Annotated in this window: 20 protein-coding genes and 3 tRNA genes; 14 read left to right on the top strand and 9 right to left on the bottom strand. The window is 62.7% G+C overall.

Going from position 1 to position 19,079, the window contains the following annotated elements:
* Positions 1-163: 163 nt before the first annotated feature.
* The gene (greB, locus tag HHL24_RS20855; RefSeq protein ID WP_169487307.1) at positions 164-733 is read right to left on the bottom strand and encodes a transcription elongation factor GreB; all 570 of its coding nucleotides are present in this window, start codon (positions 731-733) and stop codon (positions 164-166) included.
* Positions 734-853: 120 nt separating this feature from the next.
* Between greB and HHL24_RS20850 the strand changes: the two genes are divergently transcribed.
* Positions 854-930 (top strand) — tRNA-Arg (locus HHL24_RS20850).
* 88 nt (positions 931-1,018) lie between these two features.
* Positions 1,019-1,095 (top strand) — tRNA-Arg (locus tag HHL24_RS20845).
* 111 nt (positions 1,096-1,206) lie between these two features.
* Here the strand turns inward: HHL24_RS20845 and HHL24_RS20840 are convergent.
* From HHL24_RS20840 to HHL24_RS20820, 5 genes are all read right to left on the bottom strand, one after another.
* Positions 1,207-1,695, bottom strand: coding sequence for a phage protein NinX family protein (locus HHL24_RS20840; protein ID WP_169487306.1), 489 nt, complete (start codon positions 1,693-1,695; stop codon positions 1,207-1,209).
* A gap of 129 nt (positions 1,696-1,824) precedes the next feature.
* Positions 1,825-4,179, bottom strand: a complete 2,355-nt coding sequence (locus HHL24_RS20835) for a RelA/SpoT family protein (protein WP_169487305.1) — start codon at positions 4,177-4,179, stop codon at positions 1,825-1,827.
* Between the two features lie 108 nt (positions 4,180-4,287).
* Positions 4,288-4,491 carry a DNA-directed RNA polymerase subunit omega gene (rpoZ, locus tag HHL24_RS20830; RefSeq protein ID WP_006025620.1) on the bottom strand — a complete coding sequence of 68 codons (204 nt, stop codon included), beginning with the start codon at positions 4,489-4,491 and terminating at the stop codon, positions 4,288-4,290.
* 60 nt (positions 4,492-4,551) lie between these two features.
* Positions 4,552-5,232 carry a guanylate kinase gene (gmk, locus tag HHL24_RS20825; RefSeq protein ID WP_169487304.1) on the bottom strand — a complete coding sequence of 227 codons (681 nt, stop codon included), beginning with the start codon at positions 5,230-5,232 and terminating at the stop codon, positions 4,552-4,554.
* 18 nt (positions 5,233-5,250) lie between these two features.
* Positions 5,251-6,174: a YicC/YloC family endoribonuclease gene (locus HHL24_RS20820; RefSeq protein WP_169487303.1), complete on the bottom strand. Its 924-nt coding sequence runs from the start codon at positions 6,172-6,174 to the stop codon at positions 5,251-5,253.
* 280 nt (positions 6,175-6,454) lie between these two features.
* On the opposite strand from HHL24_RS20820, the gene rph reads away from it, so the two are divergent.
* From rph to HHL24_RS20795, 5 genes are all read left to right on the top strand, one after another.
* The gene (gene rph / locus HHL24_RS20815) at positions 6,455-7,195 is read left to right on the top strand and encodes a ribonuclease PH (RefSeq protein ID WP_169487302.1); all 741 of its coding nucleotides are present in this window, start codon (positions 6,455-6,457) and stop codon (positions 7,193-7,195) included.
* On the top strand, positions 7,188-7,835 hold the full coding sequence (gene rdgB / locus HHL24_RS20810; RefSeq protein ID WP_169487301.1) for an RdgB/HAM1 family non-canonical purine NTP pyrophosphatase: 648 nt from the start codon (positions 7,188-7,190) through the stop codon (positions 7,833-7,835). The genes rph and rdgB overlap by 8 nt, the downstream gene beginning before the upstream one ends.
* A complete protein-coding gene (gene hemW, locus HHL24_RS20805; RefSeq protein ID WP_169487300.1) occupies positions 7,832-9,061 on the top strand; it encodes a radical SAM family heme chaperone HemW in 1,230 nt (409 codons plus the stop codon). Before rdgB ends, hemW begins: the two co-directional genes overlap by 4 nt.
* Positions 9,062-9,116: 55 nt before the next feature.
* Positions 9,117-9,206 (top strand) — tRNA-Ser (locus HHL24_RS20800).
* 516 nt (positions 9,207-9,722) lie between these two features.
* Entirely contained in the window at positions 9,723-10,181 is a 459-nt protein-coding gene (locus HHL24_RS20795) for a hypothetical protein (RefSeq protein WP_169487299.1), read from the top strand.
* Between the two features lie 28 nt (positions 10,182-10,209).
* Here HHL24_RS20795 and HHL24_RS20790 read toward each other — a convergent pair whose 3' ends face one another.
* The 3 genes from HHL24_RS20790 to HHL24_RS20780 all read right to left on the bottom strand — a co-directional run bounded on the left by HHL24_RS20790 (position 10,210) and on the right by HHL24_RS20780 (position 12,361).
* Positions 10,210-10,614, bottom strand: coding sequence for a RidA family protein (locus HHL24_RS20790; RefSeq protein WP_169487298.1), 405 nt, complete (start codon positions 10,612-10,614; stop codon positions 10,210-10,212).
* Positions 10,615-10,710: 96 nt separating this feature from the next.
* On the bottom strand, positions 10,711-10,941 hold the full coding sequence (locus tag HHL24_RS20785) for a hypothetical protein (RefSeq protein ID WP_054037416.1): 231 nt from the start codon (positions 10,939-10,941) through the stop codon (positions 10,711-10,713).
* A gap of 199 nt (positions 10,942-11,140) precedes the next feature.
* Positions 11,141-12,361 carry a Bcr/CflA family multidrug efflux MFS transporter gene (locus HHL24_RS20780; protein ID WP_169487297.1) on the bottom strand — a complete coding sequence of 407 codons (1,221 nt, stop codon included), beginning with the start codon at positions 12,359-12,361 and terminating at the stop codon, positions 11,141-11,143.
* Between the two features lie 247 nt (positions 12,362-12,608).
* Between HHL24_RS20780 and HHL24_RS20775 the strand changes: the two genes are divergently transcribed.
* From HHL24_RS20775 to nusB, 7 genes are all read left to right on the top strand, one after another.
* Positions 12,609-13,205, top strand: coding sequence for a hypothetical protein (locus HHL24_RS20775; protein ID WP_230417521.1), 597 nt, complete (start codon positions 12,609-12,611; stop codon positions 13,203-13,205).
* Positions 13,206-13,350: 145 nt separating this feature from the next.
* Positions 13,351-14,634 carry a glutamate-1-semialdehyde 2,1-aminomutase gene (gene hemL / locus HHL24_RS20770; RefSeq protein ID WP_169487296.1) on the top strand — a complete coding sequence of 428 codons (1,284 nt, stop codon included), beginning with the start codon at positions 13,351-13,353 and terminating at the stop codon, positions 14,632-14,634.
* Between the two features lie 72 nt (positions 14,635-14,706).
* A complete protein-coding gene (gene ribD / locus HHL24_RS20765; RefSeq protein ID WP_169487295.1) occupies positions 14,707-15,876 on the top strand; it encodes a bifunctional diaminohydroxyphosphoribosylaminopyrimidine deaminase/5-amino-6-(5-phosphoribosylamino)uracil reductase RibD in 1,170 nt (389 codons plus the stop codon).
* Positions 15,877-15,891: 15 nt separating this feature from the next.
* Positions 15,892-16,506 (top strand): riboflavin synthase, encoded by a 615-nt coding sequence (locus tag HHL24_RS20760; RefSeq protein ID WP_169487294.1) that lies wholly within the window; start codon positions 15,892-15,894, stop codon positions 16,504-16,506.
* 202 nt (positions 16,507-16,708) lie between these two features.
* Positions 16,709-17,845: a bifunctional 3,4-dihydroxy-2-butanone-4-phosphate synthase/GTP cyclohydrolase II gene (gene ribBA, locus HHL24_RS20755; protein WP_169487293.1), complete on the top strand. Its 1,137-nt coding sequence runs from the start codon at positions 16,709-16,711 to the stop codon at positions 17,843-17,845.
* A gap of 50 nt (positions 17,846-17,895) precedes the next feature.
* Positions 17,896-18,402, top strand: coding sequence for a 6,7-dimethyl-8-ribityllumazine synthase (ribH, locus tag HHL24_RS20750; RefSeq protein ID WP_006050161.1), 507 nt, complete (start codon positions 17,896-17,898; stop codon positions 18,400-18,402).
* Positions 18,399-18,833 carry a transcription antitermination factor NusB gene (gene nusB / locus HHL24_RS20745; RefSeq protein ID WP_169487292.1) on the top strand — a complete coding sequence of 145 codons (435 nt, stop codon included), beginning with the start codon at positions 18,399-18,401 and terminating at the stop codon, positions 18,831-18,833. The genes ribH and nusB overlap by 4 nt, the downstream gene beginning before the upstream one ends.
* Positions 18,834-19,079 lie beyond the last annotated feature (246 nt).

Below are 19,079 nucleotides of genomic sequence, written 5' to 3'. Positions count from 1 at the left end.
GAAAGCACGCTATACCGAGGGGAGACGGTCTGCTGGATCAGGTTCACGCCCTGCTGGCCGACGCCACCACGCGCGACGTTTCGATCCCTGCGCAAGCGATTGCGTCGAAATAACCTGACGCGGACGCCCTCGCCCGCCGCATCCTGCACGCCAACGCATTGGCCTAGCCACCAGTATCCGGCAGCGGATATTTGACGTCCAGAATATCTATCGGCTGCGGGCCAGCCGGCGTGTACAAAGTCACCGTATCGCCGATTTTTGCCTTGAGCAGCGCCCGCGCGATCGGCGAGATCCAGCTTACGTGGCCAACATCCAGATCGACCTCATCGACGCCAACGATTGTCAGGGTATGCACCTCGCCGTCTTCCGTGGCGTATTCGACGGTTGCGCCGAAGAAAACCTGATCGACGTTTTCCTGTTTGCTGCTGTCGACCACTTCGGCGATGTCGAGGCGCTTGGTCAGAAAGCGGATCCGCCGATCGATTTCTCGCAGACGGCGTTTGCCATAGATGTAATCGCCGTTTTCAGAGCGGTCGCCGTTCGAGGCCGCCCACGACACCAGTCTGACTACCTCCGGCCGCTCGACATCGATCAGATGCAGCAGTTCATCGCGCATACGCCGGTAACCGGCGGGCGTGATGTAGTTTTTCGTGCCCGGCGGGATTTCGGGCTGCGCGACGTCGAGATCGTCGTCATTCTCTTCACTCGACTCTTTGACAAAGGCCTTGTTCATGATGGTCCGTTAACTGCAGCAAGCGACTGCCTATCAAGGGTACACGATCAGGGCAATGAGACAAATCGCAGTTACATGCTTCCCTTTTTGAAAACCTTTGCTATAATCTCGTTTCTGCGTGCGGCTGTAGCTCAGTTGGATAGAGTACTTGGCTACGAACCAAGGGGTCGTGGGTTCGAATCCTGCCAGCCGCACCACTTATTCGAGGGCCTCCCTCCGGGGAGGCCTTATGTTTTACCCGGTTTCATTGCTGTATCATAGAAATTAGCATCACCTGTTTAGCGTGCGGCTGTAGCTCAGTTGGATAGAGTACTTGGCTACGAACCAAGGGGTCGTGGGTTCGAATCCTGCCAGCCGCACCACCTATGAAGGGCCTTCCGATCGGAAGGCCCTTTGTTTTTGCGTAGCCGTTTTCCTTCAGCGCGTCTGCCCCGCCAAGCCAAGCCCACAGGCCCCCGCAGACGTCCCGGCAACTATCGCGGTGCCGACTGAATATCACCGATCTGCCCGTCGGGACTCGGCATATCCTCGAATGAACTTCCCACGGATTCCTCGCCGATCGGCTCCGCACGCTCGCCAGTGACCGCCTGCGCCTGGCGTAACACATCGTCCACGTTGTTGCCGAAGCGACTTTCGACGAATGCCCGCAGCAGCGCGATCCGCAGCGAGTCTCCCCGCCCTTCCACAGTTCGGTGGCCGCCTTCGAATTCCGCGATGCAATGTGCCGCGCCACGATCGGTCCGCTCACGCACCTCCAGCCGTTGCGCACGCTCCAGCACCGCGGCTGCCGCTTCCCATGACGTGGACGGCGTAAAACGGCCGTCCCATGAGCGGCCACGGTCATTGCCGCGGATAGAGACGGTTTCGCCGCCGTCGGTAAAGTAGATTTCGCGCACGAAGTCGTGCAGGCTGCGGGCGACCCAATAGTCGAGCGCCACGCCGGTGAGGTCAGCTACGTTCATAAGCGTTCTCCCTGAAGAACCGGTGAGACTCGCTGGCAGTGGGTGCGTTCAGATTCGACGAGAGCCGCCTCAAGCCGCCCGAGGCGACCGGACGTCCACACCGACGAGCAGACTCAGCCAGCCGTCAGATCAGTAATCCGCCCGCTCGCGGTCGATCCGCATCCCACCGTCGTGACGGTGATGCCCTTCCTCGCTCGGCCGCTCGCGCGCAATGCGCATCACGTCCGGATTGGTACGCACGCGGCGCATGACGTTGGCGAGATGGACGCGATCGCTAACCTGGATCACGAAGCGCAGCACCGTGGATTCTTGCGACAGGTCTTCGTCCATCGCGATGTGAACGATGTTCGCATCCGCCGACGTGATGTCGGCCGCCACGCGGGCGAATACGCCCTTGGTGTTCTTGACCAGCACCTTCACCGCGACGTCGAACAGACGCCCCGGTTGCGGCGCCCACGCCACGTCGATCCAGCGGCCCGGATCGCGCTTGTGGATACGCTGCGCGACGCGGCAATCCGTGGTGTGAATGGCCATGCCGAGGCCGATGCCGATGTAACCCATGATGTCGTCGCCCGGAATCGGACGGCAGCACGCGGACAACTGCACCGACATGCCCTCGGTACCGGTGATGACGACCGGCGGTGCATGCGGCGCCGTGCCGTCGCGCGAGCCGTCGTCGTCGGCGTCGCGGCCGCTCATCAACACTTCGATACGCTTGGCCATGACCGCGGCGACACGCCGGCCAAGACCGATATCCGCGAAGATTTCCTGACGATTCTTGTTGCCCGTCCACTGCACGAGCTTTTCCCACGCTTCCGGCGTCACGTCCGACAGCGCCAGCCCGTAGCCTTTCAGCGCCTGGTCGACGAGACGCTCGCCGAGCTGTACAGACTCGTTCAAACGCATCGTCTTCAGATAGTGGCGAATTGCCGAACGCGCCTTGCCGGTGCGCACGAAACCCAGCCAGGCCGGGTTCGGCTTCGAATACGGCGCGGTGATCACTTCAACAATGTCGCCGCTCTTCAGCTCAGTGCGCAACGGCAGTAGTTCGTTATTGATCTTGACTGCGACGCACTGGTTGCCCAGGTCGCTGTGGATCGAATACGCAAAGTCGAGCGCTGTGGCGCCGCGCGGCAGCGCCATGATCCTCGACTTCGGCGTGAACACGTAGACCGCGTCCGGGAACAGATCGATCTTGACGTGCTCCAGGAATTCGCTCGAATCGCCCGCTTCGCTCTGAATGTCGAGCAACGACTTGAGCCACTGGTGCGCGCGTTTCTGCACATCATTCAGATCCGCGCCGCCGTTCTTGTACAACCAGTGCGCAGCGACGCCCGCTTCGGCGATCTCGTGCATCTTGCGCGTGCGCACCTGGAACTCGATCGGCGCGCCGAACGGGCCGACCAGCGTGGTGTGCAACGACTGATAGCCGTTCACCTTCGGGATCGCGATGTAATCCTTGAACTTGCCCGGCACCGGCTTGTAGAGCGCATGCAGCGCGCCGATGCAGGTGTAGCACTCGAGCGCACTTTCGACCACCACACGGAAGCCGTACACGTCGAGCACCTGCGAGAACGACAACTGCTTGTCGCGCATCTTCTTGTAGATACTGAAGATGGTTTTCTCGCGGCCGGTGACTTCGGCGTCGAGCTTCGCGTCGGCAATCGCGCGCTGCACCGACTCCAGAATCTTGCCAACCACTTCACGCCGGTTGCCGCGCGCGGCCTTGACGGCTTTTTCGAGCGTGGCGTAGCGATGCGGGTTGAAGTTCGCGAAGCTCAGGTCCTGCAGCTCGCGATAGGTATTGTTCAGGCCAAGCCGGTGCGCGATCGGCGCGTAGATGTCCAGCGTCTCGCGCGCCACGCGGCGGCGCTTTTCATGCGGCACCGCACCCAGCGTGCGCATGTTGTGCAGCCGGTCGGCGAGCTTGACCAGAATCACGCGGACGTCGCGCGCCATTGCGAGCAGCATCTTGCGGAAGTTTTCCGCCTGCGCTTCTTCGCGATTGCGAAACTCCATCTTGTCCAGCTTCGACAACCCGTCGACCAGTTCCGCGACCTTCGCGCCGAATCGCTCGGCGAGTTCGGCCTTGGTCACACCCTGGTCTTCCATCACGTCATGCAGCAGCGCCGCCATGATCGACTGGGCGTCGAGATTCCAGCCGGCGCAGATTTCCGCGACGGCGACAGGATGGGTGATGTAGGGCTCGCCGCTCTGGCGATACTGGCCGAGGTGGGCTTCGTCGCTGAAATGGAACGCCGCCTTGATGTCCTTGATCTCTTCCGGCTGCAAATAGCCGGACAGAACGGATGTCAGCTTGGCGATCGAAACGACGTCATGCCGACGCGGTTGCTCCGGCGTGGCGGTCGGCCCGAACAGATGGCGAAACGACTGTTCAAGGACCGCGTCGATGTACTTCCGTGCAGACGAGGGCGAGTCGGCGTCGTGTTCCACTTCCGTGGCGGTGGGCGGGGTAGCACTCATTTTCGCCTCCGTAGCGGTTAGGGTTGGACGCCGGTCTGCACGTTGAGCAATTACATGTGGCAAATGCGGTGTAGCAAATGCGGGCAATCGAAAACCGAACAGCGCGCCTTAAACCGGCACCTTCTTCAGCATTTCGACGCCAACCTGGCCAGCTGCGATTTCACGCAATGCGACGACTGTGGGCTTGTCGCGGCTTTCGATCTTCGGCGTGTGACCTTGAGCGAGCTGACGCGCGCGATAGGTCGCGGCAAGCGCGAGTTCGAAACGGTTCGGAATCTGTTTGAGGCAGTCTTCGACGGTAATGCGGGCCATGTTGGGTTCCTTCTCAGTATGTTGCTTATTCTACCTTATGTGCTCGACACACCGCCGCGCTCACGCGTGTGGCAGGTGAATGCCGAGCTGCACGAAAAGCTGCGTGTGGCGCGCGTATTGCGAAGCGAAGCGCGAACGCGTCGCGGCCACGAGGCACCGCAGTTCACCGAGCGCGCGATCGAAGTTGTCGTTGATCACGACATACTCCGCTTCGGCCGCGTGCGCCATCTCGCTGCCGGCTGCGAGCAAACGGCGCGTAATCACGTTCGGTTCGTCCTGGCCGCGCTTTTTCAACCGCTCTTCGAGCGCATCCAGGGAGGGCGGCAAGATGAAAATTTCGACTGCGTTGTGAAACTGTTTCTTCACCTGTTGCGCGCCTTGCCAGTCGATTTCGAGCAGCACGTCATGCCCGCTTTTCATCTGCTCTTCGATCCACACGCGCGAGGTCGCGTAGTAGTTGCCGTGCACTTCCGCGCTTTCCAGATACTCGCCAGCCGCGTGACGCGTCAGGAAATCGTCGACCGTCGTAAAGTGATAGTGCTCGCCGTCCTGCTCCTTCGGACGCGGCGGGCGCGTCGTGTACGAAATCGACAGACGGATCGCGTCGTCGCCGGCGAGCAGCGCGTTCACGAGCGTCGACTTGCCCGCGCCCGAAGGCGCGACAACCATGAACAGATTGCCGGGATAAGCACCGGCGTAAGGATTGCGCGGTGCGCTGTGTTCGCGTGTGTGGTCGGTCATATTCGTGTTGCTCCAGCTTTATTCCAGATTTTGTACTTGCTCGCGCATCTGTTCGATGAGCAGCTTCAGGGTCATCGACGAATCGGCCAGCTCCTTCGCAGCCGCCTTCGAGCCGAGCGTGTTCGCTTCGCGGTTCAGTTCCTGCATCATGAAGTCGAGGCGCTTGCCGACCTTGCCGCCCTTCTCGATCACATGACGCGTTTCGTTCAGGTGAGCGGTCAGGCGCGACAGTTCTTCGGCGATGTCGATGCGGATGCCGTACATCGTCACTTCCTGGCGGATCCGTTCGTTGATTTCTTCCCGCGAAACGCTCGTCGCTGCCGTATCGGGCGCGGCGATGCCGAGCGCTTCCTGCAGACGTTCGACGATCTTCTGTTGATGCTTGGCGATCAACTCCGGCACGAGCGGCGTGATCTTCGTGACGATCGCTTCCATTTCGGTGACGTTGGCGAGCAGCACCGTCGCCAGTTGCGCGCCTTCGCGGGCACGCACGTCGATCAGATCGATAATCGCCTGCTTGCCGCATGCGAGCACCGCATCGCGCAGCACTTCCGGCGCCACGCCGGTTTCGGCCAGCACGCCCGGCCAGCGCAAAATTTCGCCGGTGCGCAGGCGCCCTGCTTCCGGGAACGTCGACAGCACGGTGCGCTCAAGCAGCGCGAGTTGCGTCAGCGCATCGCGATTGACGGAACCTGCGTTGGCCGACTGTTCGCTGCGTTGCAGGTTGATACGAATATCGACCTTGCCGCGCGAGAGCTTGTTCATCAGCATTTCGCGCAGCGTCGGTTCGCAAACGCGCACGTCTTCCGGCATCCGGAAGTTCAGATCGAGAAAGCGCGAGTTCACCGTGCGCAGTTCGACCGACACGCTCACACCACCTGTGCCTGAGGCCGCGACGAGTTCGCGCGTGGCGCTCGCATAGCCAGTCATGCTGTAGATCATCGTATTTCTCGCGATTGTGGCCATGCGGTTGACGATGGCCGGAGAGTCGAATCGCCCGGCGTGTACGAGACGCGGGGCGGAGAATCCGTATTATCCCATTTTTACCGACAAGGCCCCTTCACACCAGGGCAGCACGAAGGCCGCCAGGCGCGCAGCACTACCTCGCGCAGAGCCCCGGCACATGCGGGCAGCCGTCCGACGGACAGGCCGCCCCGCGCCCGGCGCGATCGGCGGTAAAATTGCGCTTTCCCTCCTGCTTTTCTTCCATACCGATCCCAACATGACCAACAACACCCAACGCCCCAGCGGCCGCCAGGCCAATCAGCTGCGCGACGTGCGCATCACGCGCCACTACACGAAGCATGCGGAGGGCTCGGTGCTGGTCGAATTCGGCGACACCAAAGTCATTTGCACGGCGAGCATCGCCGAGAGCGTGCCGCCGTTCCTGCGCGACCGCGGCCAGGGCTGGCTGACCGCCGAATACGGCATGCTGCCGCGCGCCACGCATACCCGCAGCGACCGTGAAGCGGCGCGCGGCAAGCAGACCGGCCGCACTCAGGAGATCCAGCGTCTGATCGGCCGCGCCCTGCGCTCGGTGTTCGATCTCGAGAAGCTCGGCGCACGCACGCTGCATATCGATTGCGACGTGATCCAGGCCGACGGCGGTACGCGCACGGCCAGCATCACCGGCGCGTTCGTTGCCGCGCATGACGCGGTGGCAGGGTTGCTGGCTACGGGCCGCATCGAAAGCTCGCCGATTACCGATTACGTCGCGGCAATTTCGGTCGGCGTGTACGACGGTCTGCCGGTGCTGGATCTCGACTACGACGAAGATTCGCAATGCGACACCGACATGAATGTGGTGATGACGGGCGCGGGCGGCTTCGTCGAAATTCAGGGCACGGCCGAAGGCGTGCCTTTCTCGCGCGATGAAATGAATTCGCTGCTCGATCTGGCGAGCGACGGCATCAACACGCTGATCGCGAAACAGAAAGAAGCGTTGGAGCAAAAGAGTGAGTGAGGTTCGTCAAGACAACGGCGCGGTTGCGTCTGACTCGCCGTTGAAAAAAGTCGTGCTGGCGTCGAACAACGCGGGCAAGCTGCGCGAGTTCGCGGCGCTGCTCGGCGCGGCCGGCATCGACCTGATTCCGCAAGGCGAGTTGAACGTGCCGGAAGCGGAAGAGCCGTATCCGACTTTCGTCGAAAACGCGCTGACCAAGGCACGTCACGCGGCGAAGCTCACCGGCCTGCCCGCCCTCGCCGATGATTCCGGCTTGTGCGTGCGCGCACTGCGTGGCGCGCCCGGCGTTTATTCGGCGCGCTACGCGCAACTCGCCGGCGGCGAGAAGAGCGATGCGGCGAACAATGCACAGCTCGTTTCAGCCTTGCAAGGCGAAACCGATCGTCGCGCGTATTACTACTGCGTGCTGGCGCTCGTGCGTCATGCGGATGATCCCGAACCGCTGATCGCCGAAGGCCGCTGGCACGGCGAAATGCTGGATGCGCCGCGCGGCGAGCATGGTTTCGGCTATGACCCGTACTTCTTCCTGCCGTCGCTGAATGCGAGCGCCGCGGAACTCGAACCAGCGGTGAAGAACGCCAGCAGCCATCGCGCGATTGCATTGCGCCAACTGCTCGCGCGTTTGACGGAGGAAGCGTGATTCCGATCAAACCGGCGCCGGCCGATATCGGCAACGGCGTCATCAAGGCTTTCACGTCGCCGGGCAGCATTCGCCTGACGTCGTTACCGCCGTTGGCGTTGTATGTGCACTTTCCGTGGTGCGTGCGCAAGTGCCCGTACTGCGATTTCAACTCGCATGAGTGGAAAGGCGACACGTTCCCGGAGAGCGAGTATCTCGACGCGCTGCGCGCCGATCTCGAGATGGCGCTGCCGCTCGTGTGGGGCCGCCAGGTGCATACGGTGTTCATCGGCGGCGGCACGCCCAGCTTGCTGTCGGCGGCCGGGCTCGACCGTATGCTGTCCGACATACGCGCGCTGCTGCCGCTCGACGCCGATGCGGAAATCACGCTCGAAGCCAACCCTGGTACGTTCGAAGCCGACAAGTTCGCGCAGTTTCGCGCGAGCGGCGTGAATCGCCTGTCGGTGGGCATCCAGAGTTTCAATGAAGCACATCTGAAGGCACTCGGGCGGATTCACGACTCGACGCAAGCACGCCATGCGGTCGAAGTGGCCGCGACCACCTTCGACAACTTCAACCTCGATCTGATGTTCGCGCTGCCGCAGCAGACGCTCGCGCAATGTCAGGCTGACGTGGAGACGGCGTTGTCGTTCGCGCCGCCGCATTTGTCGCTGTATCACCTCACGCTCGAACCGAACACGCTGTTTGCGAAATTCCCGCCTGCGCTCCCCGACGACGACGCATCCGCCGACATGCAGGACTGGATTCACGAACGCACGACGGCCGCCGGTTATGGACGCTACGAGGTCTCCGCCTATGCGCAGCCGCATCGGCAGAGCAAGCACAATCTGAACTACTGGCGCTTTGGCGACTATCTCGGCATCGGCGCGGGGGCGCATACCAAGCTGTCGTTTCCGAACCGCGTGCTGCGCCAGGTGCGCTACAAGCATCCGACCACCTTCATCGAGCAGGCGATGGCCGGGACGGCGGTGCAGGAAGAGCATGAGGTCGGGCCGCGCGATCTGCCGTTCGAGTTCATGTTGAACGCGCTGCGGCTGGTGGAAGGGTTTCCGGTGCATCGTTTCATCGAGCGCACGGGGATGTCGATGACCTCGATCGAACCGGCTTTGCAGGAGGCCGAACGGCGCAAGCTGATTACACGCGACCACGAAAAGATCGCACCGACGCCGCTTGGCCAGGCGTTTCTGAACGACTTGCAAGAACTGTTTCTGAAAGATCCGCAGTAATTGCAGGTCCGCCGAGCGCCGCAACGAGGATTTTTCAGGTTACAATTTAGGGCTTGGAGGTGTGGCCGAGCGGTTTAAGGCACCGGTCTTGAAAACCGGCGAAGGAGTGATCCTTCCGTGAGTTCGAATCTCACCGCCTCCGCCAGACAATCAATGAAAACGGGCCTTGCGGCCCGTTTTTCATTTCTGACCGCCAAAGCACCCGCAGATCAGCGCATGCGCGACGCGTCGAACGGGTAAGCAACTGTAAATGAAAGCCGATTAAACCGAGGCTTCGTAATTTGCTGTCACAAGGCAGGCCGAACGATGCTGCTCCCGGTTCCTCCAACTCACAAAGAGGGAGGATTCATGCTCAAATTACTGTTTGCGATAGGTTTCGCATTGGGCCTTTCCGGATGCGTCGTCGCACCGCCTTATGCCTACGCACCGGCATACGGATATGCCCCCGGCTACTACGCCGCCCCGAGCGTCAGCGTGGGTGTTGGTGTCGGCGGTTATTACGGAGGCCACGGGAGGTGGTAATTTCTGGTCAGACCGGCACCCGGCAACCAGTCAATCTCCTGGCGCAGCCCGCGTTAAGGGGAAGCCCTCCCTCAACATCTCGCTCCCCCGGTCGATATGGAGACTATCTGTGCCGTCAGCACAAGCCAGGGAGTTGCTCATGAAAGTCCGCACTTTGTCGGTTGCACTGATTTGGGTCGCCGCGAGCACGGGCGTATCGTCCGCGTTTGCAGGCACGTCAACGGCGCCGTCCGACGACGATAGCGCAGAGGTGTTCGGCTCAGCCAGGCTGTCCAATCTGCAAGACATTGGCGGCAGCGCGAAAGCTGGCGCGTCCGCAGCTACCGTGGGGGCGAATGCATTGAGAGGTGCAAGCGGCAACATCGGCGTGAACCTCGCGGCTGGGGCGCTGAACGCGCAGGCTAACCAGATCGCCCTCGTCACCACACCGCAAGCCGCGATCACCTCACAGCAGAATCTGCATACCGTCGCGCAGTTGACTGACAGCGCCACCGCAAAACTCGGTGCCGGCTCACTGGCGGCAGTGAGCGGCAACGTCGGCATGAATATCGCGTCCGGCGTGGGCAATGCACAGTTCAACGGGCTCGTGATTCACTGAGTCGGCTCCTTGGCACCGCAACCACGACTTAAATCAACGCGGTTGCCTCGACCTCGACCTTCAGACCGTAGTGCAGGTGTGGAACCGGCACGACAGCCCGCGCCGGCCGTGCATCGCCTGCCCAACGCGCGTAGATCTGGTTGAAGCTCGCCCAGTGTTCGACGTCGGCAATATAGACGCGCACCTGCACCAGTTGCGCGATGCTGCTGCCGGCGCCCTCGAGCGCAGCCTGAACGTTGGTCAACACCTGCTCGGCCTGAACTTCGAACGAGGCGTCTGCAAGCTTCTCGCCTTGTGCATTGATCGGCAACTGCCCTGAGACGAAAACAAAACCATTCGCGATCGCGACGTGGCTGTAATGGCCGCCCGGCTTTGCCAAAGCAGCAGGATTGTCCAGGTGCGGCAGATGCGGGTCGTGCTGGCTAGCGGCCATGAATACAACTCCAAAGGGAATGACGCCTTCGCGCCGCATGGCTATGCGCATGAGACTGCATGCCACTCGCCTCACACGTCTGACGCGTCAGACGCGTCAGACGCTAAGCGCGTCCAGCTTCTCACGCGCATCGGCGCAACGGCGATTCAGGTCGCGATGCATCAACTGGCTGTCGAGCAGCGCCGATACATCAGACAAACCGTAATCAAAGCGCAAGACGTATTCGATGTCTGTGTAATCGTGATAGGCGCCGCTGTCTGCCAGCTTCTGCGCTTCGGCAAAGGCAGCATGTTGCCGCTCGCCGTTCATCAAATCTCTGATCGCCATGATTGCCGCTCCGAGGAACAGTGACTCCATCATAGCAATGCCAATTGAAACGCACGGTCGCGCGCGCGCAACACCTGGTGTTTTCCGTAGACGCGTTGGTTAGCGCGGAACGGAGAAGCAAGCTTGCCGCGCGTTTCGGCTAAGGAACAACGATCCGCCTTTAGCAACGGACTCCCGCCTCATAGCGCTACATGCAGTCTCAAACGGCAGCGACGGGCGCCTTCATTCCGTGCCATTTGACGACCAGAATCCGACCGACGTAACACAGCACGCCCGCGACGCCCACGACGATGCCCATGCCCTTGGGCGAGCCATCCTGCCAGAGTCCGACGGCGAGACTCGACAACGCGCCGAGCGCCAACTGCACGGCGCCGAACACGGCGGCCGCGGCGCCGGCATTCAACGGATAGCGATGCATCAGATCGGTTGTGCAGTTAGCGGACAGGAGCCCGACGACTCCGACCACGAAGAACAGACCGAAGACGATCGACCACAACCCGCCCCAACCCGTCAGCGAGACGAGACAGACAAACAGGGACGCGATGCAACTCACGGTCGCGGCAAAAGAAATGATCGGCAGCGAACCGAGCCGGCCGACGAGGCGCGTATTCATGAAGTTGCCGAACATGATGCCAACAATATTCAACGCGAACAGAAAGCCGTAATGCTGCGCTGATACATGGAAATATTCGATGTACACGAACGGCGTCGCGGTGATGTACGCGAACATCGACGCGAACGCCATGCCGCCGCACAGCATGTGCCCCCACGCGACCGGATCGCGCAGCAACTTGCCATAGGCACCGAACGATTTCAGCAGCGCCGAATGCGCACGCTTTTCGGGCGGCCACGTTTCCGGCACCTTGAGGAACGCGGTTACCGCGCACACCGTACCGAATAGCGTCAGCACGACAAAAACGACACGCCAGCCACCGAGCAACAGCAGCTGACCGCCGATCAGCGGCGCGAGCAACGGCCCGATCGACGTGACGATGGCGAGCATCGACAGCACGCGCGCGGCATCGGTCGGCCCGTGCGCGTCGCGAGCGATCGCGCGCGCCAGCACCGAGGCCGCACCCGCGCCGAGCGCTTGCACGAAGCGGAATGTCACCAGCGATCCGATCGAAAACGACAGCGCACATGCCACGCTCGCCAGCGCATACATGATGATGCCGCCGAGCAGCACAGGCCGGCGGCCATAGGTGTCCGACAGCGGACCATAGAGCAGCATGCCGATCGAAAAGCCGAACATGAAGCTGGTCAGCGTGGTTTGTGCGGCGCCGGTGCTGATAGCGAAGGCCTGCGCGATGGTCGGCAGGCTCGGCAGATACATATCAATGGAAATCGGCCCGCATGCGGCAAGCGCACCGAGCAACAGAATCAGCCGACCATCGGGCCGGCGTCTGGTGACGTGAGACATGGGAATCCAGATGAAGCGCCGCGCCGTCATCGGCAGCGAAACGCGGTGAAACAGGGAAAACAGCAACTTGACGGCCCCAATTGTACGCGACGGTTAAACCATCCGCCGCGCCCAAGCCTGGCTGGGCCGGCCGCCCAGTTGCCGCGACAGGCGCGCCACCGATCGGTTAAGCTGCCGCCAGAACGCTTCCGGGCGTGACACAAAACTGTCCGCTGCACCCTTTCACACTGCCTGTTCCAAACCTGACATGACTGCCTTCCTGCTGATCTGGAGCCCCAAGAAATGGCCGTGGCCCGAGTTACCCGACGTGGCGAAGCGGGTCGCCGCGGGCGTAGCGGTGGCTGACGTGTGGGGTTGCGGATTTGCCCGCAGCATCCTGCCGGGCGACCGCGTATTCCTGCACCGTGTCGCACAGGAACCCAAGGGCATTTTCGGCTCGGGCTACGTAACGCGCGCGCCATACGAAGTCCCCGACCCGGCGACGAAGCGCGGTTACCGGTTGTGCATCGACTTCGTGTACGACTGGGTGGTCGACGCACACGAGGGTGTCGTGATTCCACGCGAGACGTTGCGTACGCATCCGTTTTCGGTGCAGACATGGGACGCGCAAAGCTCGGGCACTGTCATCAAGCCGATCGCCGAAGGCGCATTGGAAAAGCGCTGGGCCGAACTCACGGGCAAGCGCAAACCGCCAAAGCTCGACACACCAAAGGGACCCACGCGTTCCAGCAAGGTCACGGCCCATGCGGCAGCGGCAGAAAAAAGCGCGGCGGAAGGTCGCGTGGTGACGAAGCCGAAGGCAGCGCCGAAAAAGGCGGCAACGAAACACACGCATGGCGGCTGAGCAACGACACAGCCGCCCCAACAGAGTCAGACACAAAACCCCTTCACGCTGACTCCGGTACAATTTCCCCACCAACCCCCAGCGCCGTGCGGAGCGCAAAAAGCAGCACCCGCGCCGCTGCGCAACCCAAATTCCAGCCCTCACCATGTCCAGAAACCAGACCCTCTTCGACCGCGCGCAGCGCACCATCCCCGGCGGCGTGAACTCGCCGGTCCGCGCATTCCGTTCGGTAGGCGGTACGCCGCGCTTCATCGAGCGCGCGCAAGGCCCCTACTTCTGGGACGCGGACGGACAACGCTATACCGACTACATCGGCTCGTGGGGCCCGATGATCCTCGGCCACGTGCACCCGGAAGTGCTGGAAGCGGTCCAGCGCGTGCTGGCCAACGGCTTCTCCTTCGGCGCGCCGACCGAATCCGAAATCGAAATCGCAGAAGAAATCTGCAAGCTGGTGCCGTCGATCGAACAGGTCCGCATGGTCTCGAGCGGCACCGAAGCGACCATGAGCGCGCTGCGTCTCGCGCGCGGCTTCACGAACCGCAGCCGCATCGTCAAGTTCGAAGGCTGCTATCACGGCCACGCGGACAGCCTGCTGGTCAAAGCCGGCTCGGGCCTGCTCACGTTCGGCAATCCGACTTCGGCGGGCGTGCCGGCGGACATCGCCAAGCACACCACGGTGCTCGAGTACAACAACATCGCGGAGCTCGAAGAAGCGTTCAAGGCGTTCGGCAACGAGATCGCCTCGGTGATCGTCGAGCCGGTGGCAGGCAACATGAACCTCGTGCGCGCCACGCCGGAATTCCTGCAAGCCTTGCGGCGCCTGTGTACCGAGTACGGCGCGGTACTGATTTTCGACGAGGTGATGTGCGGTTTCCGCGTCGCCCTGGGGGGCGCGCAAGAGGTCTACGGCATCACACCGGATCTGACGTGTCTCGGCAAGGTGATCGGCGGCGGCATGCCGGCGGCAGCCTTCGGCGGCCGCCGTGACATCATGGCTCACCTTGCGCCGCTTGGCGGCGTGTACCAGGCGGGCACGTTGTCCGGCAATCCGATTGCGGTTGCCGCGGGCCTGAAGACGCTGCAACTGATCCAGGCGCCAGGCTTCTACGACACGCTCGCCGCCCGCACCACGCGTCTCGCGCAAGGTCTCGCGAATGTCGCACACGAAGCGAAGGTGCCGTTCGCGGCCGATTCGCTCGGCGGCATGTTCGGCCTGTACTTCACCGAGTCGGTTCCGACCAGCTTCGCCGAAGTCACGAAGAGCGACGTGCCGCGCTTCAATGCGTTCTTCCATAAGATGCTCGACGCGGGCGTGTACTTCGCGCCGTCGGCGTATGAAGCCGGCTTCGTTTCAATCGTGCACGACGACGCGATCATCGACGCCACGATCGACGCGGCGCGCGGCGCGTTCGCCTCCCTCGCGGCCTGAGGCCGGCGAGACGCTGAACCCGCCGAGACCCAAGCTCAATACTGCCTAGCCACCGTACCCGACCGGATACCGATGTTTTCGCAAACCGATTTCGTCCATATGGAGCGCGCGCTCGCGCTGGCCAAGCGCGGCATGTACTCGACCGACCCGAATCCGCGCGTCGGTTGCGTACTCGTCAAAAATGGCGAGGTGATCGGCGAAGGCTTCACGCAACCGGCCGGCCAGGATCATGCCGAAGTGCGCGCGTTGAAGGACGCGCGCTCGCGCGGCCATGATCTGCGCGGCGCCACGGCCTACGTGACGCTTGAGCCGTGCAGCCATTTCGGCCGCACGCCGCCGTGCGCGAATGCGCTGATCGAAGCGCAGGTTGAGCGCGTGGTCGCAGCGATGGAAGACCCCAATCCTCAAGTCTCCGGGCGTGGCCTCGCAATGCTGCGCGACGCCGGCATTGAAGTTCGTTGCGGGCTGCTCGCCAACGAAGCGCACGAACTGAACATTGGCTTCGTGTCGCGCATGACACGCGGCCGCCCGTGGGTCCGCATGAAAGTGGCCGCCTCGCTGGACGGCCGCACCGGCTTGCCGTCGGGCGTCAGTCAATGGATTACCGGAGAAGCGGCGCGCGCCGATGGTCACGCGTGGCGCGCCCGCGCGTCGGCAATCCTGACGGGCATCGGCACCGTCAGGGAAGACGATCCGCGCATGACCGTGCGCGCTGTCGACACGCCGCGCCAGCCGCAACGCGTGCTGATCGACAGCCAGCTCGACGTGCCGCCCGAAGCCCAGATCCTGGCCGGCGCACCCACGCTGATTTTCTGCGGCAATCTTGATGAGCGTCATACCGAACGCGCCGCCGCGCTGCGCGATCGCGGCGCGGAGATCGTGCAACTGGCAAACGCGGCGGGCAAGGTCGACCTGCCCGCCATGCTGAAAGTGCTCGGCGAGCGTAATGTGAACGAACTGCACGTCGAGGCGGGCTACAAGCTGAACGGCTCGCTGCTGCGCGAAGGCTGTGTCGACGAGCTGCTGGTCTATCTCGCGCCTAGCCTGCTCGGCATGGACTCGATGAGCATGTTCAATCTGAACGCGCCGGAAACGCTCGAAGACCGCATGCAACTGAATTTCCACGCGGTCGACCGGATCGGCGACGATCTGCGGATTCTCGCGCGCTTTGTGCCCCGTTCCGTGCCGCATCCGGCACCCGAAGCCGGGACCGAGCCCGCCCCCCAACCAACTTCGAATTGATCAAGGATTAGCACGATGTTTACAGGAATCGTCGCGGCAGTGGGCCGCATCGAATCAGTCAACCCCCTCGGCACGGATGGTGACGCGGGCGTGCGGCTGAACGTCGAAGCCGGCGGCCTCGATCTCGAAGACGTCCAGCTCGGCGACAGCATCACGATCCAGGGCGCCTGCATGACGGTCGTGGCAAAAACCGCGCATTCGTTCGAAGTCGACGTGTCGCGCGAAAGCCTGAATTGCACGGCGGGCCTAGGCGAGACCGGCGAGGTCAATCTCGAGAAGGCGCTGCGCGCGCATGACCGGCTCGGCGGCCATATCGTTTCCGGCCACGTGGACGGCCTCGGCACGGTCACGCATTTTGCGCCGGTCGGCGAATCGCACGAACTGCGCGTGCTGGCGCCGCGCGAGATCGGCCGCTACCTCGCCTACAAAGGTTCTATCACTGTCAACGGCGTGAGCCTGACCGTCAACTCGGTTAAAGATCGCGACGATGGCTGTGAGTTTTCGATCAACCTGATTCCGCACACGGTCGAAGTGACCGCGCTTAAGCGCTTGCGCGAAGGCACGCAAGTGAATCTGGAGATCGATCTGATTGCGCGGTATGTGGAGCGCATGGTGAACGCGCCGAAATAACCTGCAACAAAGCCCGCCGCGCATGGGCTGGCGGCGGCGCCTTGCCGCTTTCAACCCGTTCATGCGCCCATCGTTTCATCGAGCATACCGGTGCCGGGCGGCGCAACACCAGTCGGCCAAACGGCCTATACCATCCGGCGGGAGCGACGCCGGGGCGCGCGTGGCGTAAAATACGCGCTTTCCCGAAAAACTCTCCGCCAACATGACGCTCGCCTCCACCCAAGAGATCATTGCCGAACTGAAAGCAGGTCGGATGGTGATCCTCGTCGACGAAGAAGACCGCGAAAACGAGGGCGACCTCGTGATCGCCGCCGAATTCGTCACACCGGAAGCGATCAACTTCATGGCCCGCTACGGCCGCGGCCTGGTCTGCCTGACGCTCACGCAGGAACGCTGCAAGCTGCTGAATCTGCCGCTCATGACCTATCGTAACGGCACGCAGTACGGCACGGCATTCACCGTCAGCATCGAAGCGGCCGAAGGCGTGACCACGGGCATCTCGGCAGCCGACCGCGCCCGCACCATCGCCGCGGCAGTCGCGCCGGACGCCAAGGCCGAGCACATCGTGCAGCCGGGCCATGTGTTCCCGATCATGGCGCAGCCCGGCGGCGTGCTGGTGCGCGCCGGCCATACCGAGGCCGGCTGCGACTTCACCGCGCTGGCAGGCCTCACGCCGGCCGCGGTGATCTGCGAAGTCATCAAGGACGACGGCACGATGGCGCGCCTGCCGGACCTGATGGAATTCGCCAAAGAGCACGATCTGAAGATCGGCACGATCGCGGATCTGATTCACTACCGCAGCCGCACCGAATCGATCGTCGAACGCATTTGCGAACGCACCATGCAAACCGCGCACGGCGCGTTTCGCGCAGTGATGTACCTCGACCAGCCGAGCGGCCAGCCGCATATCGCACTGGTGCGCGGCACGCCGGACCCGGAACACGACACGCCGGTGCGCGTGCACGAGCCGCTGTCGATGCTGGATCTCCTCGAAGTCGGCAAGTCGACTCACTCATGGACGCTGGATGCGGCCATGAAAGAGATCGCCCAGCGTGACCTCGGCGTGATCGTGCTGCTGAACTGCGGCGATTCGAAAGATCATCTGGTTGACGTGTTCAAAGCGTTCGACTCGAAAGAAAAGGCCGAGGCGCTTAAACGCCGGCCGGTCGACTTCAAGACGTACGGCATCGGCGCGCAGATCCTGCGTGAGCTTGGTGTCGGCAAGATGCAGGTGCTGTCGAACCCGCGCAAGCTGGGCAGCATGTCGGGCTACGGCCTCGAAGTCACCGGCTTCGTACCCATGCCGGGCAGCGCCGCACTGGCTCCGCAACAAGGCTGATCCGACCATTCACGCGCTTAAGCGCCAACTCAAAACACTACGGAATTCACATGGAAATCGGACAATACCAACCGAATCTCGACGGCGACGGACTGCGTATCGGCATCGTTCAGGCGCGTTTTAACGAACCCGTCTGCAACGGCCTCGCGGATTCGTGCATCGAAGAACTCGAACGCCTCGGCGTGACCGGCGAAGACGTGCTGCTGGTCACTGTGCCGGGCGCGCTGGAAATCCCGCTGGCGCTGCAAAAGCTTGCCGAAAGCGCGCAATTCGACGCACTGATCGCGCTGGGCGCGGTGATTCGCGGCGAGACGTACCACTTCGAGCTGGTGTCGAACGAAAGCGGCGCGGGCATCACGCGTATCGGCCTCGATTTCGGCATTCCGGTCGCGAACGCAGTGCTGACCACGGAAAACGACGAGCAAGCCGTCGCGCGCATGACCGAAAAGGGTCGTGACGCGGCGCGCGTGGCCGTCGAAATGGCAAATCTCGCCGTCGCGCTCGAACAACTCGGCGGTGACGACGAAGAAGAAGACGAAGAAGAGGAAGAGGCATGAAGAGCGCACGCCGACGCTCCCGCGAACTGGCCACGCAGGGGCTTTACCAGTGGCTGCTGTCGGGCTCGCCCGGCGGTGAAATCGACGCGCAGCTGCGCGGCGCGCAAGGCTTCGACAAGGCCGACCACGAGCATCTGGACGCCATCCTGCACGGCGTGATCCGCGATTCGGAAGCACTCTCCGCGGACATCGCACCGTGCCTCGACCGCCCGATCGAACAGCTTTCACCGGTCGAACGCGCCGTGCTGCTGGTCGCCGCGTTCGAGTTGAAGAATCACGTCGACATTCCCTATCGCGTGGTCATCAACGAAGCGGTCGAACTCGCCAAGACGTTTGGCGGCGCAGACGGCTACAAGTACGTGAACGGCGTGCTGGACAAGCTGTCTGCGCAACTGCGCGCTGCTGAAACGCAAGCGGCTCGCAAACATTGAGGGTAGGCGCGTGACCTGGTCGTGCGTCTCGCGCTAAACATTGACCCGCCGGGCGCCGGCTTGTGCAATGCGGTGCCGCTGGAACGCCAGCCGGTGGAACGCAGCCGCTGGTTTCGGTGGCCACCGGATCGCCCGGCCGCGGATCATCCGCCGGCCGGTTGAACCCCAAGCTGAACAATGCAGCCCCATCTTGGCGGCCGCTTGCAAGGACGCCGCTGCGCGCATGAACCCAGCGCGAGGCGCCGT

The organism is Paraburkholderia polaris, assembly GCF_012927345.1.
Taxonomy (GTDB): domain Bacteria; phylum Pseudomonadota; class Gammaproteobacteria; order Burkholderiales; family Burkholderiaceae; genus Paraburkholderia; species Paraburkholderia polaris.
Note: the sequence above shows the minus strand (reverse complement) of the source record. Positions and strands in the feature narration are given on the sequence as shown.

Bases quoted from the DNA above. Each gene is read 5' to 3' on its own strand.
- rph (WP_169487302.1), top strand. From the start codon at position 6,455: ATGACCAACAACACCCAACGCCCCAGCGGCCGCCAGGCCAATCAGCTG.
- HHL24_RS20780 (WP_169487297.1), bottom strand. From the start codon at position 12,361: ATGTCTCACGTCACCAGACGCCGGCCCGATGGTCGGCTGATTCTGTTG.
- HHL24_RS20785 (WP_054037416.1), bottom strand. From the start codon at position 10,941: ATGGCGATCAGAGATTTGATGAACGGCGAGCGGCAACATGCTGCCTTT.
- ribBA (WP_169487293.1), top strand. From the start codon at position 16,709: ATGACGCTCGCCTCCACCCAAGAGATCATTGCCGAACTGAAAGCAGGT.
- HHL24_RS20820 (WP_169487303.1), bottom strand. From the start codon at position 6,174: ATGATCTACAGCATGACTGGCTATGCGAGCGCCACGCGCGAACTCGTC.
- HHL24_RS20760 (WP_169487294.1), top strand. From the start codon at position 15,892: ATGTTTACAGGAATCGTCGCGGCAGTGGGCCGCATCGAATCAGTCAAC.
- hemL (WP_169487296.1), top strand. From the start codon at position 13,351: ATGTCCAGAAACCAGACCCTCTTCGACCGCGCGCAGCGCACCATCCCC.
- rpoZ (WP_006025620.1), bottom strand. From the start codon at position 4,491: ATGGCCCGCATTACCGTCGAAGACTGCCTCAAACAGATTCCGAACCGT.
- HHL24_RS20835 (WP_169487305.1), bottom strand. From the start codon at position 4,179: ATGAGTGCTACCCCGCCCACCGCCACGGAAGTGGAACACGACGCCGAC.
- gmk (WP_169487304.1), bottom strand. From the start codon at position 5,232: ATGACCGACCACACACGCGAACACAGCGCACCGCGCAATCCTTACGCC.
- HHL24_RS20795 (WP_169487299.1), top strand. From the start codon at position 9,723: ATGAAAGTCCGCACTTTGTCGGTTGCACTGATTTGGGTCGCCGCGAGC.
- greB (WP_169487307.1), bottom strand. From the start codon at position 733: ATGAACAAGGCCTTTGTCAAAGAGTCGAGTGAAGAGAATGACGACGAT.
- ribH (WP_006050161.1), top strand. From the start codon at position 17,896: ATGGAAATCGGACAATACCAACCGAATCTCGACGGCGACGGACTGCGT.
- HHL24_RS20840 (WP_169487306.1), bottom strand. From the start codon at position 1,695: ATGAACGTAGCTGACCTCACCGGCGTGGCGCTCGACTATTGGGTCGCC.
- HHL24_RS20775 (WP_230417521.1), top strand. From the start codon at position 12,609: ATGACTGCCTTCCTGCTGATCTGGAGCCCCAAGAAATGGCCGTGGCCC.
- ribD (WP_169487295.1), top strand. From the start codon at position 14,707: ATGTTTTCGCAAACCGATTTCGTCCATATGGAGCGCGCGCTCGCGCTG.
- HHL24_RS20790 (WP_169487298.1), bottom strand. From the start codon at position 10,614: ATGGCCGCTAGCCAGCACGACCCGCATCTGCCGCACCTGGACAATCCT.
- nusB (WP_169487292.1), top strand. From the start codon at position 18,399: ATGAAGAGCGCACGCCGACGCTCCCGCGAACTGGCCACGCAGGGGCTT.